The organism is Bradyrhizobium sp. RDM12 (assembly GCF_051917485.1).
Lineage (GTDB): Bacteria > Pseudomonadota > Alphaproteobacteria > Rhizobiales > Xanthobacteraceae > Bradyrhizobium.
In genome coordinates this window covers 7,382,939-7,398,622 of sequence record NZ_CM133064.1, presented here as the reverse complement: position 1 = coordinate 7,398,622, position 15,684 = coordinate 7,382,939, and the positions used below count along the sequence as shown (strand labels likewise).

Below are 15,684 nucleotides of genomic sequence, written 5' to 3'. Positions count from 1 at the left end.
AGGACTAGAGCAGCTTCGTCTATCAGGGCGCGGTTGACGCAGCGACAGGCAGCCTTCTCGCTTCCCGAAGTCCCGTTGCTGAGATCTCGAAGTCGCGACCTAGTTTTTGCGAGGTCGTTGACGCGCTTGACTGCCAGCCCACTGTTCGATCTTCAGGCCGTACTGGCCGCGGTCGGTGATGTTGCTTTTTTCGCAGGAATAGCTCGGCGTTCTCAATGACTACTCTGTCGACTCAGAGGCGAGTTAAGTGTCGGCGTTCGGATTGGCGGCCGCACGTGGCGCTTATGTCTAAGATACACTGCTCGTCGTCGACGAGAGATGACATCGCGGGTGCCATAGCCAGTAGCGAAAGATACCGCTATAGCGAGCAGGATCCACAGGCCACTCATTGATCATCACCTATCAAAACCGAAGCAAGTCGTTCTTGGAATATGCCGGGACTGTCGCCCGCTCATTGTAACGACCGACAGTGCTTCGCGCACAACTCATCAAGCCGTCCCTGATGGAGTGCACTTCGAAATGCGTCGCATTGATTCTGAAGTTCTTCGAACTCAAGCGTCTCCTCTGGCGTGAGCCCCCTCCAAAACAACCCTGCCGTGCCGGTCGGTTCCGAAATGGAAGTATTCTGCGGTCATATGTGGAGCACTCACCGACAAATTTACTGCAAGAAAAACTGTGCAGGTTCGGAAAAGCCAAACCGGCAGAAAAATGGACAGGCCAGAAAAAACTGTGCCCGAGAAGGAATTAGCAGGCTCAATCCTAATGGTGAGTACGATTTGCAGGCAATGCTGAAATTTGCGCGCACCTGCCTAGCTAGTGGTCAGTAGGCTCGTCGCCCCGGAAGGCGGTTGAAGTCTGGGCTAACAATGCGGCCGCGATCGGTTTCGAGGACAATCGCGCTCTATTTCGAGAGTTCCTGTGGGATTAAGGGCAGAGTGTTGCCGGTTTTTTCATCTCCCTAGCCCTGCTTCGGTGATGCGAGAATAAGCTCCAGTCTCAAGAGTTCGCCGCTCGATCCAGCCATGCTCGAGAAGCTGTTGTCTGGTCGTTCTCGCAGGAGGAAGCGTCTTGGCCCGAACCCATTCGTCATGTCGCAGGTACTGCAGAAACTGTCTGTGGTGGTGGTTGAAGCCAGTCATGTCTGGTCTGAGTGTGTGTTGGACGCTCGGTTCGCGTCCGCAATTACCGGCCGATTGTGAAGCTGCCCTTGCTTTCCGCGCTGTTCACTTGTGAACACTCGCGGCTGACTTGCAGAGTCATGGTTTCGATCGAGCTACCAATTTTCGACTTTCGTCGTTACGTTGCTGACGCGGGAACAGCTCGGCACCGGGGGCGAGCACCCGCACGTAGGTGCCGCTTTCATGCAGGTCGAGCCAGCCTTTCTCGATCGCGTATCTGATGCCGGCGCCGAACTCAGGCCCGCTGGCTTTGCACCCTTCCTTAGATTGGGAGGGGCCGTTGATCTTCTCGATGTGGATGTGGCCGTTGATCGGCTGAATGCCGGGGCGAGCTCGAGAGGCTTGCGGGCCGCGGCCTCCGGATTGGCGTAGGGGCGCCCCTGGCGTGTTTCATTTGCCTGTCGCATTTGCGGCGTACGTGTGGGCGCGATGCGGGTATCTCTCATCCGGCTTCCACACGTCGACGGTTGCGCGGCAGAGGCAGCGCCTCCGCACTAAATTTCGCTCACTGCGCGACAGGAACGGAAGTTGGGTTGCCAAGTTTTCCCGGTGCCCTTCATGGACCCTAGCGAGACGGCCAAAATGATCAACACCGCGTTAGCCCTTCGAACGCCGCCGGCCACTCGGTTCACCCGGATTAAGGATTTCATGTTTTTGGGCGCGTTTGTCTTGGCGATCGTTGCCGCCATGTTCGGATGGGTCGCCGCGCTGGGATGGGGCGCCTCAGGCTGGCGTCTTGGCTGTTTTGATGCCGGCTAGTCTTCGACGTCCCCCATGTCTCCGGAATGTCCCCGCGCTGGCGCTGGGGCTCGCTGCTGTTCCGGGGCGGGAACTGTTGTCAGGCCGTGCCTCGCAGCGGCAGTGATAGCTGAAGGTCGAATGCCTTGGTGGAATTCTCGGCGATGAAGACTTCTAGCGCTGCCGAGATTTCACCGTCTGTATCGACTGCGCGTTGAGCGACCGCGTCCGCAACATCGGAGGTCACATCCCTTGAGACCACCCTTCGATCGCGTGGAAGGCGACAAGGCGGACGGGATAGCTGTACTGGCCGGAGAGGATGAAACGGATGACTGTTTCGAGATCTGTTTCGGTCTCGTCGGTCTCACGCTAGTTCGGTCTCTGGGTCTCACGCCAGGCGCAGCCGTGCGCGCGCGAAATCTTCAAGCACCAGATAGATGTCGCGGTCGAGACGGTCGGTCGGGACGATCGAGGGCGAGGAACTCATACGCAAACTCCACAAACGGCGCTGATCCAATTGCGGGTGAGGGCCGATCGTTCCCTTTCAGGTCGGGCGTGTCAATGTCGCCACCCGTCCTTGTCGACCTCCGTCCTGAAGCCCGCCGGCATCCGCGGCGGCTCGCCATCGTCGGGAATGTTGTAGCGCCGCAAGGGCGGGCTCGCGGACCTCCCGAAGGCCAGCCGGGATGCGCTTCGCAGACCCGACCGATATCGTCGCAGATCTCGCATTTCATCGTCGGTCGCTTGGCGGAGAGACGGCCCCGGCTGGGGGCTTTGGGGCAAGTAGACCGGGGCCGCTCCTCCAGGATCAGCGGCGATCCCATCGGCATGTTGCGCAAGGTGTTCCACACGGATCGTCAACAAATCGAGCTGGCGGGCCCTTCTCGTTATGAAAGGCAAGCGAGGATAGCGAGGACTACATCGGCGCCAAAATCACCCGAATAGATTGACCAGGTAATCCCAAGACCAAGCGCAAGAGCACCACTTTGAGAGCGATCATCTGAATTCTCCCCGTTCAGGTAGATACTGTGAGCTTTGACCGTTTGCGGATTGCTTCGAGGGGAGCGATAAATGGCTTCATTTCACCGAGCCGTTATCTGGGCGCTTGAAGGCGAAAGCCGCAGCGAGTGAATCGCCGCGGCCTAGCCGTGCCAAAAAATGCCGGGTGAAAAGGTCTAACTGAAATCTAGAGCTAGCCCCGGTGCGGGAAATTCTACCGGGACGATTCGGCAAACTTCAAATTAACGAGCGGGATGTTGAGGAGATTGTATCACCGCGGCACGTTTGTTCGACTGCTGTTTATGTTCGGATTAGCCGAGACTGCCGGCGCAACGCCTTGCCCAATGGGATTGCTGAATGGGTTGTTGCTCGGTTGGGTGGCCACTGGAGGGCGTACCTGAGAATTGTACGCCGATGGTTTAGCGGGCTGGCGCGTGCCTTGCGCCAGCGCGTTCGTCGCAGGCGTCGTAACCAGAAGTGCGACAATCGCCAAACGAATACCTAACATTGGTTCCTCCACGCGAAGCGTCCTGGCCGCCGGGTGCCATTCTTAATCTGGGAGCTTCGCTCACGATTTAGAATGGGTAACAGGCAATATTTTTACAGTCGGTGCAGTGGGTTCCGAAAGATCACAGCCTCCAAATCGAGTATCGAAGGCGAGGAGGGTATGATTGCGCAGGACCTCAAATTGAGGCTTCCCGGCGAGTTCCATACGGCTTACTACAGGTGCATATGTGCCGCGTGTGAGAGGGAGACAAGATGGTCGTCAGATGGGTAGCCGCTGCAACCGGGTTTCTTTACATCTCCAGCGTGGCATTCCCGGTGCCCGCGTGGGCGATCACTGCGGAATTGGCCAAGGCATGTCGGGCGCTTACAGCCAAACAATTTCCGCCGCGCCAGCCCGCTAATCCGGCGGCCGGAAGTGCGAAAGGGTCGGGCCGCGATCAGCTTGCATATTACGATAAGTGCGTCGCAAACCAAGGTAAGGTCGATTACGGCGGCAACAAATAGAGGTCGGGTCCGATAGCGAACCTCTAGCCGTCATGGATCCTTTGGCGGGAGCGGCTCTGAGACATTGCCCTGCTTGGTCATGCAATCCTTGAAATAGGATTGGCGATCGCCGCTCATCCTGACCGAGCCTGGCCGCTTGTACGGATAAGCCAAATACGAGAAGCACATGCACTTCCTGGCGACCTCCGCGTTTGGTCCTGCTATCGCTTCTCCCGTCAATAACCTAGCCATCAGAACGACCAGAGTTCCTCCGAGGACTGTCTTTGGCAATGCTTTTCGTCCTGCTCGGGATAGCATGGTATGTAAATCTAGGAGGCCGAGATGCGCGGCGCTACAGAAAGGTCGTCCTCTATGCTTTTTGTCACTCAGCATTAAGCCTTCAACTCTGTAGGCGAAATTCCCACTCGCTTGGGCTCCTTGGCGCGGTTATTGCGACGTTTGCAGAAGCTTAACCAAGCGGGCAGGCGCTTGTCAGCCCTTACCAAACTTTCAGGCTCGCCGATATAGGCTAGCCCAAATCCCTTGGTGAGGTCAGACATGTCACGAGCATTTTTTTCGGCAGTTGTCGCTGCGGTGATCGTTTTAGGATCGGTATGTGCTGCCGCAGCCACCCCAAATTGCATGCGCGATATTCAGCCATACAGGCTTGCAGGCGACAACATGCAATGGTCAATGACGATCAAGCCAGGCGCTGACTGCATCCAGGGCTTACGCTGGTCTACAATGCAGATCTACAGTATTTCGGTATCCGAGAAACCGAAAATGGGCGATCTCGTCCTCGTCGGCCCTGGCTTCCGCTATTTCGCTAAACCCGATTTTAACGGCACCGACACCTTTACGATCGTCATTAACGGCAAGAGCCGTCATGACATCGGCGTCTCAACCGTCCAAATAACAATCTCGCGTCCTGATACACCTTTGGTCGTGACTGCCGTTACGAACCCCAAATAGCAATCCCCTCGCGGGGTCCTTAACATATGTAAAAGGGGGCGATTTCTCTCTTGGCGACTCGTTCGGGCAAGCCGGCGGAATGGTCGTATCGCTCCGGCGGGGACCGCCTTGCGCGGTTCGATGGAGGATGAAGACATAGGCGTATGACTGATCATATGCCTATGCCGAAGGTTTCCCGACTTGAAGTCGTCTCGACGGGCGCTCGACGCCGTTGGACATTGAAAGAAAAGCAGCGGATCGTCACCGAGAGCTATGGCGGGCCGCGTCTGGTGTCGGTGACGGCACGACGCAACGGGCTGTCGACAAGCCAATTGTTCACGTGGCGCCGGTTGGCGCGCGACGGCAAGTTGAGCGGGGATACCGCGCCGGCGCTTGTTCCGGTTGAGATCACGCCTGGGGCGGCTCCGATCTCGAGTGACGTGCCACAACCAGTGTCTTCACCACCTGCGCAGCGTCCAAGGACCGGCATTATCGAGATCGAGCTTGGCGGCGGCTGTCGCGTGCGCGTTGACCGGGACGTGGACACGGAGGCGCTGCAGCGGGTTCTTGAGCTTCTGAGACGGCGATGATCCCGATCCCGAGCGGCGTCAGGGTCTGGATTGCCACCGGCCACACCGACATGCGCCGCGGCATGCAAAGCCTGGCGCTTGCGGTCCAGGAGAGCCTGAAGCGCGATCCTCATGCTGGTGATCTCTACATCTTCCGCGGTCGCCGCGGCGATCTGGTCAAGATCCTCTGGCATGACGGGCTTGGCATGTCGCTCTACGCCAAGCGCCTGGATCGAGGCAAGTTCATCTGGCCGTCGGCGTCGGACGGCGCGGTATCAATCTCGGCGGCGCAGATGGCCTATATGCTGGAAGGAATCGACTGGCGGAATCCGCAGCTGAGCTGGCGGCCGCGGAGCGCGGGCTGAGCGCAAAATCCGCAGCTTTTTGCATTGTGGGGAGTCCCATCGCATCCAATCTGTGATTCACTGCGTCTCATGGATGCCGACCGCGACGCTGTTCCGGATGACATTGCCGCCCTGAAGAAGGCGCTGGCAGTCGAGCGCGCGAAGGGTTTGGAGATCGCCGCCGAACTCGCGGTCGCCCGCGCGAAAGCGTCGGAAGATGAAGTGCTGATCGCGCAGCGGAAGCTGCAGATCGCCAAGCTAAGGCATCAGATCTACGGCCAGCGGTCGGAGCGTTCGTCGCGCCTGATCGAGCAGTTGGCGCTGACGTTCGAGGAGCTGGAAGCCGACGCCACCGAGGACGAGCTCGCCTCGGAGCGGGCCGTGGCGAAGACGACGACGGTGCGCGGATTTACCCGCAAGCGCGCCGAGCGCCAGACCTTCCCCGAGCATTTGCCCTGGGAACGGGTGGTGGTTGATCCGCCGACGGCGTGCGAGTGCTGCGGTTCCAATCGCCTGCGCAAGCTTGGCGAGGATGTGACGCGCACGCTGGACGTGGTGCCGCGCCAGTGGAAGGTGATCGAGACGGTTCGGGAGAAGTTCTCCTGTCGCGACTGCGAAAAGATCAGCCAGGCATCTGCACCGTTCCATGCCGTCCCCCGGGGATGGGCTGGCCCGAGCCTCTTGGCGATGATCATGTTCGAGAAGTTCGGTCAGCATCAGCCTTTGAACCGCCAAGCCGAGCGCTATGTGCTGGAAGGCGTGCCAATAGCACTGTCGAGCATGGCAGATGCCGTTGGGGCGGTCTGTGCCTCGCTGGATCCCCTGCTGCGCCTGCTGGAAGCCCATGTCATGGGGGCCGAGCGCCTTCATGCCGATGACACGACCGTGCCGGTGCTGGCCAAGGGCAAAACCGATACGGGACGATGCTGGATCTACGTTCGGGACGACCGGCCGTTTGGGGGCACGGACCCGCCGGCGGCGATGTTCTATTACTCACGCGACCGCAAGGGCGAGCATCCTCAGGGGCATTTGGCCCGGTATGCCGGCATCCTGCAGGCCGACGCCTATGACGGGTATAACCAGCTCTATCTGGCGGGACGCCAGCCTGGACCGATCCGGGAGGCTGCCTGCTGGTCGCACCGACGGCGTCCGTTCTTTGCCATGGCCGACATCGAAGAGAATGCCCGGCGCAAGGCCACCGGCAAGAAGGAGATCCCGCTCTCGCCGATTGCGATCGAGGTCGTGAGGCGGATCGATGCGTTGTTCGAGATCGAACGCTCCATCAACGGCAGGAGCCCCGAAGGGCGTCTTCAGGTGCGGCAGGCGCTGAGCCGGCCTCTGGTCGAGGAGCTTCAAGTCTACATGCGGGAGCAGCTCGCCAAGCTGTCCCGGGGACACGACCTGGCCAAGGCGTTCAACTATATCCTGAAGCGTTGGGCGAGCTTCACCCTGTTCCTCGAGGAGGGGCGGGTATGCCTGTCCAACAATGCCGCAGAACGATGCCTAAGAGGCATCGCCCTTGGACGGAAGTCCTGGCTGTTCTGCGGCTCTGATCGCGGAGGGCGGCGCGCGGCAGCTATGTACAGCCTCATCATCACCGCGAAAATGAACGGCATCGACCCGCAAGCCTGGCTGACCGACGTCCTCGCGCGGATCGCCGCCCATCCGTCGCATCGGCTTGACGAACTGCTGCCCTGGAATTGGACGCCGGCGTCAGCGAACTCCGCTCGAGCGGCATGACCACCCACGTCAACAAGGTCCATCACGTCACCACCATCACCCAGGTCGCGAAAGACCTCGGCGAAGATGAAGATTGGCTACGAGACGTCGCCAACGAAATGGAGATCGAGGACGGCGCCATTTGGGTGTTCGGCGTTGGCGAAGACGGCGTTCAAGCCTTCACCGACTTCGGCATTGAGCGCCTCATCGAGCTCATCCAAATCTATAAAGAAAATCCGAGGTTGCTTAAGCGCTGGCCACCAGAATAATCCAATCAGGTCGCGGCCTACGCCGGATGCTTACGAATGGTCCGGCCATGCGAGCGCTCAAGGAAACTATTTTGGGCTTTCGCAGGGCTGACCGGCTCGGCCGTGAACTCGACGACCATCTTGTCAGGGACGATCGCACCACTCACGATGCCACTTCTCCAGTTTCAGGAAGTAGGCTAGCGCCTTCAGATCAGCCGGCATGACGACGAGGAGCATGCGGCCCGCCTCCGTCATTTCGGCGTGCGTTGCATAAGGGAGCAAGAGCAGACGTATCGGCCGTTCTATGTCAAACTTGGCGTGGACATCACTCAACCTGCACGATCGGTTCGTGCAGACTGCGTGTCGAGTATGGTGTCGCGCCAGGCTATCAAAAACCCAACAAAGACTATCCCGGTGACGGCCGTGCTCAGCGGGAGTCCAAGAACTTGGAGCCCAGCTGAATAATCTCCTATCGCGGTACCCGTGGCCCGAATCATTACCACCGTTATCCAATACATAGGCAGCAGCGGGATCTCGACCACCCCGACCTACCAGGAGGAGCGCAGCAACAACAGGCGTCAGCAGAAGTGCGGCACCGGCGTTGCCCAGTTTGAGGTTGTGCGAGCAATAGTCGCCGATATCGGTACCCAAGGTGCCAGCGAGAAACATGCAAATCCAATAGCCAAAGTCGGCGCGGGCCACGCCGTTTTCCTTATCGGAAAGATGCTGCCACGCGAACCGCCGGCACGCCAACAAAGAGCCGGCCAACAAGATCCCCACCGCAACCATGACCAGCAGTCGAGGCAGCTTCAGGGTAAGCGTAGCTCTGAGGCCCATTTGATTGGCGCTTAACGTCTATTTTGAGCGCGTGGTGCGCCGGCGCGGCTTCCATATGTCGGACAACGCATTGACAGCGGCCTCAAGCGCCTTCCGGTCGACGACGTTGGGATCGAACTGCTCCGGGCCCCAGAGGCGCATATGTTCGTGCTCCGGATGGGCGGGGTCGCTGATGGCGTCGAGGTATTCGGCATAGCCTGGCGCACCGCCGACATCTTCCGGAGGACAACGGCCGGCGGCCTCGAGCAAGAACGGAAGTCCCTCCGTTGTCGTGTTATCGAACCACTTTTCGAGCTTGATCACGTGATCCCAGCTGTCGCCGAAGTCGTAGAGATAATGGATCGTCTTGGCGCCACTCTCTTGAACGATATCGCAGAGCCGCGCCTTGCGGGCATCGATGGGCTGGGGGCCAAAATCACCTTCGGGATCAGGGATACCCCAACGTCCTTCGCCGGCCAGGAACTCGAAGAGATGGCTGTTCGTCCAGCCAAACGCCGCCTGAAGCGTCAGATGCAGCCGATCAAGACGCAGCGTGAGCGGCACGACAAGGCATCGCATCACCTCCGGTTTCACGTCCTTGAGGGTCACCTTGATCCGGACCGCGGTCGTGTTCAGGCTCATGCCGCCAGCCTCGGATCGTGTGCATGCATCGTGTAGATCGACGCCCAAGGGAGCAGTTCGTCCAGTCGCGCCGCAGGCCAACCATTGACGAGCTTCGCGAGAACATCAGCGAGCCAGTGCTCGGCACTGACGCCATTGAGCTTACAGGTCTCGATTAACGATGCCAGAACTGCCCAATTCTCGGCGCCCTCGTCGCAACCGGCAAAAAGGAGTTCTTCGCGTTGAGCTTGATCGGCCGCATCGCACGCTCGACAGCATTCGTGTCCATCTCGATGCGCCCGTCATCAAGGTAGAGCGTCAGGCCGTCCCAATGACGCAACGCGTAACGCAAGGCCTTCGCCGTGTCGCTCTTTTGTGCAAGGTAATCAAGCTTGGCCTCAAACCACTGCTTCAAGGCTGTAGCCAGAGGTCGGGCATGCGCCTGCCTGCCAGCACGGCGCTCGGCCTCCGATCGGCCGCGGAGCGCCTTCTCGACCGCGTAAAGTTGGGCGATGCGCTCAAGAGCCTCGCGGGCAACCGGAGCTGGCGCCGGAGCAGCCTCGCGCTCGATCTTCACAAACTGGCGCCTCAGATGCGACCAGCAGAAGGCGAGCGTTCCGGACAAGGCGTCCGCACGCGTCTCTCGGGTCATGGTCTTGTAAGCCTGATAGCCGTCGCAGTGGATGATGCCGCGATAGCCCTCGAGCAGCCTCAAGCCATGAACGGCCCCACGGCCCGGTGCATAGGCGTAAACCACGCCAGGTGGGTCAGGTCCGGCCCAGGGCCTGTCATCGCGTGACAGCGCCCAGAAGTAGCCGGTTTTGGTCCTGCCGCGCCCCGGATCCAGCACCGGCGCCGGGGTCTCATCGACACAGAGCTTCGAAGAGGCGAGCAGAAGCTGGCGCAGACGATGCCACAAGGGCTTCAATTCCTGGGCGGCGTAGCCGACCCAGAAGGCGAGCGTGGAACGGTCGATGGCGATACCGTGGGTCGCCAGCATCTGCGCCTGACGATAGAGCGGCAAATGCCAATGATACTTGGCGTCAATTACATGCGCGACGAGACGCTCGGTGGGCAGTCCCCCTTGATCAATCGCTCGGGCGCAGCGTGCTGGAGGACGACGCCATGACAGGCGCGGCAGGCCAGCTTGGGCCGGCGGGTGACGATCACCCTGTATTGCACCGGAACGACGTCCAGCCTCTGGCTCTCATCGTGACCAATCTCAACGAGATCGCCTTTGCAGCACGGGCAGCAGGTTGCAGCCGGCATCAGGGTTTCGACGATGCGCGGCAAATGCTCCGGAAGCTGACCACGGTTGGCTCTGCGCTTGGTAGTTCTCTTCTCGCGGGCTCTGGGATTGGCGCGATCCTCAGCTGCTTCGAGAGCCGCGACGGCCTCTTCGATGTCCTCCAGAACAAGCTGTAGCTGATCAGCGTCCAGCTTTTCCGAGGATCGACCGAACTGCGCATCTTTCGCAAGCTTGAGCAACCGCTCGAGCCTGGCGCAGCGATCCAGCAGAGCCGCGGCAAAGACACGCAGCTCGGTTGGATCGCTCGGCAGCTCATCAGGCAAATCACTCATTGGCCCAACTCTGCCATGCTTCGCGCCCCGATGCAGCGAAGTTTTTATCTCCTACGCAAGTGCTTTCGGCTGCGGGATTCGAGGCGCGTGCATCCGCGTCCAATCCATGCCGGCCAGAAGCGCGGACAGCTGGGCGGCATTCATCCGCATCACGCCGGCTACGATGGGTGGCCATTTGAAGCCGCTGCCATCGAGCCGCTTCCAATACATCACAAGGCCGCTGCCATCCCAGACGACAATCTTCACCCGATCGGCGCGCTTCGCACGGAACACCACCGCCACGCCCTTCATCGGGTCATGGCCCAGCGTCTCCTTCGCCAACAGCGCCAAGCCCTCCGCACCTTTTCTGAAGTCCACAGGTTGCGTCGCCACGTAAATCATGAGGCTCGCGGGCGGCATCAGCATGAACGTGTCCGTCGAAGCGCCAAGAACACATCACTCAACACAGCAAGGCCAGGCGTCCCTCGCACCTCCACGCGTGCCCCCTGGAGTTCAACCGTTACAACGGCTGCTTCCGGCGACCCGGTGGGCTCTGCGGCCGCCGGTCGCGCCGATTCCGATACCACCGGCACGAACGACAGCGTGTCCGCCGAAGCCGGCAGCACCAACTGGCCCAAACGCGCCCGGCGCCGCCAGTCGTGCACCTGCTGGGGCCGGCACCCATGGCGACGCGCGACATCTGTGACAATCGCCCCCGGCTCAAGGCTTTCCGCGGCAATCTGTGCCTTCAAATCGTCCGGCCAGCGCTTTCGACCTGCGCCTGCGTACACTTCGATACGCGGTGACAACGGTCGTCTTATGTCGTCCGAATGGTCGTCCATTATGAGCACCCTTGCAGAAGATGACTCTTCTAGCGGTGCTCTCAGGATTGAGTACAACAATTCTCAAGGGCCTCAACGCCACGCTTACGCTTCAGGTCGCCCGCCGTGAAGTCCGCGAAATTTGTTGCCGCTGTCCCTTCAGCCGGGATTGGCGAAGAAGCGCTACGAGGGGCGGGAGCCATCTCATGTCCATTGTCCCGACGATGTATGTTGCGGCGGAGAGAGCCAAGCCCCATCAAAAGCGCGAGACTACGCTTTATCCCTGTTGAGGACGCCATCATCTTTCGACCACGTGACAGCTTCGGTCCGCCATGTGTCTGGGCACCGGGCCTGCCGGCCTCCGCGGACGGTCAAACGCCTCCGAGAGCGAAGCACTTACGTTGATAGGTGAGGTCAATTGCGGGCCGATTGATTGCCGATCGCGCGCGGTGCGGATATTTGCTCGCTCCTGACGGCAACCCGAGATGCCTGATCGAACCGGTTGTGCAAACTCATCGCCGAAAGCTTGGCGCCATCTTCTCCCGCTCGTATTTCTTGCACTGGCTGGTGTTATTTATTGGCTGGTGTTGCCACGATCGCGTGGACCGTTGCGATCGGATAGATAAGTTGGGATCGTTGCATGGTTGATTACCTAAATGCACGATAGCCAATTCTGTCGGCGCACCTGGAGGCACCGGTTATTTGTGCACTTCTGCTCAGCGAATTTAACACTTAATGACTGGCGCGCAAGTAAAGTAGTCGATTAACTCAACTCAATTCGATACTCACGGGCGTCTGCTAGCGTTCCCTAAAATGGAGGCGTTCTTGCTGCAATAATTGTCCATCTCATTTGTCGCGATCGCTGTATTCTCCTTCGTTTTCTATGTTCTGGCTTGGCCGTCGCTGTCGGCTTGGAAGGAAGAGGGATGAGATGTCCGGAGTGCTGAACGCGCTAGAGCCGGCCGCCGGTGCATTCGCGTCGTTCCAATAATCGCCGCTTGAATTGGTCTATTCTGGAAGCGCGTTGCGTCCCCGGGCGTGCGTTCTCCCGCAACCCGATCGTCCCATCGTCGCACCTACCTCATTTTTTCGAGAACGGCGATGTTGCCAAGAGTAAATGGACTATCGCCGGTCTCTTCGGTCGAGAGAATGGGCCGAGCAATCATGTCGACGAACGATACGGCCTTGATCGAAACTCTCAAAAGGATCTTGAATGCAACATCGGCCAGCACCTCCTTAGGGCCACCACAAGAGAGCCGTTCTACGACATGCAGACCTGCGCGCTCCGCAAGTTCTTCGATAGCATATCGACTCCAGCGAAAATAGTCGTGAGGGGCCTCATGCACCCAGTAGTTAAAGGGTGTGTTCAAGATGATCTTGCCGCCGGGTTTCAAGACACGGGCAAGTTCGCTCATGACCCCAACCGGATTCCATAGGTGTTCAACTACATCCGAGCTGATGATGGTATCGAAGCTTCCGCTTGCGAAAGGCATCGGCTGGTTAAGATCGTGAGTCTCATCCATATGCTCCGTAGGATGCAACGAGTTGCCCCAATCGACCGCAATTACTTCCGACGCGAGATCCTTGTACATGCCGTAAAGGGGAAGCCGGCCGCATCCGTGATCGAGGAGCCGCCCTCTCACATGCTTTGGGATAAGGTCCTCGTACCGGCGCGCGACAATGTCAGCGACCAGTCGCGAAGCAGGTGATACCTGCGCAGGGTCTCTTGACGCGCGCCATCCTGGGCCGGTCAGAACGAACTTGGTGGGCTTCCACTGATCTTGATTTCGCATGTGTGCATAATCCCGAACCTGAGATTCGTTTCCTTTCTGGGATGGGTGCCTCAGATCGACTTGCGCCTTTTAGGGTATGGCGCTTGCCGACGCGATATTCCACCACCAGCTGTTACGCCGTCAACTTTAATCAGACCGCATTTTCGGCGAACGCTTTGGCGATGTGCGATCTCGCCACCCTCGGTTATGTCCGCCAGCACTTAATATTGCACGCATCGATCGTCGGTGATGCGCCTTCAGCTAACTTTCGGAAAGTAGGAAAGTCGGAGAAGATCCAGAGGTTAGCTTAGATTTCGAGCATTTCGCGTGCAATGGAAGCATATCGTCATTGCAACAGTTCCAAGGGCGCGCAGATTGCATGTCATCGCCCCAACATCAACAAAGTCTGGTCACATCGAGGTTGTGCTCAACTGATGTGGTGCGTGGCGAATCACAAATCGCTGCCATGACCCCTCATCCAACCAAATGACGCCCGGAACCCTCGCGACGAGAGTTTATCATGCTGCTCTTGCTCTTCCTTATGATCGCTACTTCCGTCGCATCTTTTGCCGCCGGGTACTCGCTGCGCGATTCAATGTCCAGACGACGCCGGAAGCAATTCCGCCTGTATGAACCGTATGTTCGGCCACAACGGCGAGTCCCTTCCTTTCTCGTGAAAAACACGCAGACCTCTTCCAAGGCGATGCAGAGACAATCTCGATCGGGGAGCGGGCGCTAACGTCCAATCCCGGCGCTTCAATCACGAAAGCCCAGAAGACTCTCGCTCAGCTCCCCAGGTCTCTGTGCTGGACAAGTATTTCTGCGGAGGAATGTTGCAATTTTGGCGCGGATGCTGTCGGAATCCCGGCCCTTCCGAGCAACAACGGGAGACACCGTAAAAGTTGCATACATGAAGATTTTGGCGCCCCATGAAAGATGGCAACGAAAAGGCTTTTTCGCGCTCGAACTTGCGGTTATTCTGCGCCAAGAGAAAGTGCGAGGTGACGTTTAATGCAAACCCTGAAGCGGTACCTACGCTCTGTTCCAGTGCTTGGAGATGTCTTAGTTGCGGCAAAGGGCGCGTTTTCCAAACGGCTCGAGTTCCGTAGTTCTGAGCAGTATTGGGAAGATCGGTATGCCCTGGGCGGGAACTCCGGGGCCGGCTCCTACAACCGGCTGGCCAGCTTCAAGGCGGAGATCATTAATCAGTTTGTCCGCGATCATCATGTTTCGTCCGTCATCGAATTTGGTGTCGGGGATGGTGCGCAGCTCGCGTTGGCAGAATATCCATCGTTTGTGGGAATTGACGTTTCGAAGACCGTTGTAGAGCACTGCCGAGCGAGATTCTCGAGCGATCCCACAAAACACTTCTACGTTTTGGGAGAGCATTCGGCGGCCAACGCTGAACTCGCCCTCTCGCTCGACGTAATTTATCATCTTGTCGAAGATGCTGTCTTCGAACTCTATATGCATACACTTTTCGCGGCCGCCACTCGATACGTGATCATCTACGCCAGCGACAAGGACGAAAGTTGGTCAAGCAAGCACGTCCGTCACCGTAATTTCACGCGGTGGATTTCAGAACATATCGTGGGCTGGACCCTCAGCGAGAAGATAGCGAACCGATACCCGTTCGACCCCGCCGATCAAGACAACACGTCATTCGCAGATTTTTTTGTCTATGACCGTGCCTAGGCCGCAGGTATCAAGCCGCTCGCACGCTTGCGCACGGCCGTCGGTGTACGGCAGATGTGCCGCGCATGCGGGTTTCAATCCGTCCTCGATCGACGTCGCCGGCCGCCAGCCGAGCTCTTCGAGACGCGCTGACATCGAGCAGTTTGCGCGGCGTGATGCTGCTGGTTGGGATAGGCCTCCGCCATTTTCATGCCGGCGATCTCGACGATCGCAACAGAAAGTTAGGGTTTCGAACCAGAAGTTCTTAGACATAGAGTCGTGTTTTGTCGGCGCATTGTATCGGCAGAAGCGCTCGATGGAAGCAAGGATGTCTTCGGCGCACTTCGTCCATGGGAACGGCTTGGGATCGGCATTGTGTCAAGCAGAAGCCAGCCTATGCGGCAGTGCATCCTGAGACGCTGAAGGTCGGCGACCGCCAGCCAGAATCCCAAGTTGGGACTTGAAACAGGAAGCGTTCGTTGACGATACTGCCGCCAGAAGCGGCCGATCGCGAACGGCTGGCGCCCGCCACGCAACCCCCGCTAAGGCGCTTAGCGCCGATATGGACCGTGTTTCAATACGTCACGTACCAATCGTCAGGAAATGGAATTAGCAGCCGAGGCCTTCCTCATTGTTATCGTTTGCAGTCACGGATCTGCTAATTCGCTAAAGGCTGGGCGGCGC

Annotated in this window: 12 protein-coding genes and 3 pseudogenes; 7 read left to right on the top strand and 8 right to left on the bottom strand. The window is 58.8% G+C overall.

All coding sequences use genetic code 11. The features are described 5' to 3' along the window. The first annotated feature begins 1,760 nt into the window (after window positions 1-1,760). A complete protein-coding gene (locus tag ACTGJ9_RS36045; RefSeq protein ID WP_456674910.1) occupies window positions 1,761-1,937 on the top strand; it encodes a hypothetical protein in 177 nt (58 codons plus the stop codon). A 79-nt stretch (window positions 1,938-2,016) separates the two neighbouring features. Here the strand turns inward: ACTGJ9_RS36045 and ACTGJ9_RS36040 are convergent. Further along, window positions 2,017-2,403 (bottom strand): annotated as a pseudogene (locus tag ACTGJ9_RS36040) (hypothetical protein). A gap of 2,060 nt (window positions 2,404-4,463) precedes the next feature. Here ACTGJ9_RS36040 and ACTGJ9_RS36035 point away from each other — a divergent pair. The 5 genes from ACTGJ9_RS36035 (at window position 4,464) to ACTGJ9_RS36015 (ending at window position 7,757) form a co-directional block, all read left to right on the top strand. After that, window positions 4,464-4,877, top strand: a complete 414-nt coding sequence (locus ACTGJ9_RS36035; RefSeq protein ID WP_456674909.1) for a hypothetical protein — start codon at window positions 4,464-4,466, stop codon at window positions 4,875-4,877. A gap of 161 nt (window positions 4,878-5,038) precedes the next feature. Next, window positions 5,039-5,446, top strand: coding sequence for an IS66-like element accessory protein TnpA (gene tnpA / locus ACTGJ9_RS36030; RefSeq protein ID WP_456674908.1), 408 nt, complete (start codon window positions 5,039-5,041; stop codon window positions 5,444-5,446). Next, window positions 5,443-5,790: an IS66 family insertion sequence element accessory protein TnpB gene (tnpB, locus tag ACTGJ9_RS36025; RefSeq protein ID WP_027564512.1), complete on the top strand. Its 348-nt coding sequence runs from the start codon at window positions 5,443-5,445 to the stop codon at window positions 5,788-5,790. The genes tnpA (ACTGJ9_RS36030) and tnpB (ACTGJ9_RS36025) overlap by 4 nt, the downstream gene beginning before the upstream one ends. Before the next feature lie 69 nt (window positions 5,791-5,859). Then, entirely contained in the window at window positions 5,860-7,509 is a 1,650-nt protein-coding gene (gene tnpC / locus ACTGJ9_RS36020) for an IS66 family transposase (protein ID WP_456674907.1), read from the top strand. Beyond that, complete coding sequence (locus ACTGJ9_RS36015) at window positions 7,506-7,757, top strand: hypothetical protein (RefSeq protein WP_354133149.1); 252 nt, start codon at window positions 7,506-7,508, stop codon at window positions 7,755-7,757. The genes tnpC (ACTGJ9_RS36020) and ACTGJ9_RS36015 overlap by 4 nt, the downstream gene beginning before the upstream one ends. 308 nt (window positions 7,758-8,065) lie before the next feature. Here ACTGJ9_RS36015 and ACTGJ9_RS36010 read toward each other — a convergent pair whose 3' ends face one another. From ACTGJ9_RS36010 to ACTGJ9_RS35980, 7 genes and pseudogenes are all read right to left on the bottom strand, one after another. Continuing rightward, window positions 8,066-8,233: a hypothetical protein gene (locus ACTGJ9_RS36010; RefSeq protein WP_456678737.1), complete on the bottom strand. Its 168-nt coding sequence runs from the start codon at window positions 8,231-8,233 to the stop codon at window positions 8,066-8,068. A 115-nt stretch (window positions 8,234-8,348) separates the two neighbouring features. After that, a pseudogene (locus tag ACTGJ9_RS36005) lies at window positions 8,349-8,405 on the bottom strand (hypothetical protein); the annotation flags it as partial. 186 nt (window positions 8,406-8,591) lie between these two features. Beyond that, window positions 8,592-9,194, bottom strand: coding sequence for a plasmid pRiA4b ORF-3 family protein (locus tag ACTGJ9_RS36000; protein ID WP_456674906.1), 603 nt, complete (start codon window positions 9,192-9,194; stop codon window positions 8,592-8,594). Beyond that, window positions 9,191-10,754 (bottom strand): annotated as a pseudogene (gene tnpC / locus ACTGJ9_RS35995) (IS66 family transposase). Before tnpC (ACTGJ9_RS35995) ends, ACTGJ9_RS36000 begins: the two are co-directional and overlap by 4 nt. A gap of 51 nt (window positions 10,755-10,805) precedes the next feature. Beyond that, the gene (tnpB, locus tag ACTGJ9_RS35990) at window positions 10,806-11,159 is read right to left on the bottom strand and encodes an IS66 family insertion sequence element accessory protein TnpB (RefSeq protein WP_456673959.1); all 354 of its coding nucleotides are present in this window, start codon (window positions 11,157-11,159) and stop codon (window positions 10,806-10,808) included. Continuing rightward, complete coding sequence (gene tnpA / locus ACTGJ9_RS35985) at window positions 11,153-11,575, bottom strand: IS66-like element accessory protein TnpA (RefSeq protein WP_456673958.1); 423 nt, start codon at window positions 11,573-11,575, stop codon at window positions 11,153-11,155. Before tnpA (ACTGJ9_RS35985) ends, tnpB (ACTGJ9_RS35990) begins: the two co-directional genes overlap by 7 nt. A 1,055-nt stretch (window positions 11,576-12,630) precedes the next feature. After that, on the bottom strand, window positions 12,631-13,347 hold the full coding sequence (locus ACTGJ9_RS35980) for a class I SAM-dependent methyltransferase (RefSeq protein ID WP_456674905.1): 717 nt from the start codon (window positions 13,345-13,347) through the stop codon (window positions 12,631-12,633). A gap of 990 nt (window positions 13,348-14,337) precedes the next feature. On the opposite strand from ACTGJ9_RS35980, the gene ACTGJ9_RS35975 reads away from it, so the two are divergent. Further along, the gene (locus ACTGJ9_RS35975) at window positions 14,338-15,021 is read left to right on the top strand and encodes a hypothetical protein (RefSeq protein ID WP_456674904.1); all 684 of its coding nucleotides are present in this window, start codon (window positions 14,338-14,340) and stop codon (window positions 15,019-15,021) included. The last annotated feature ends 663 nt before the right edge of the window (window positions 15,022-15,684 follow it).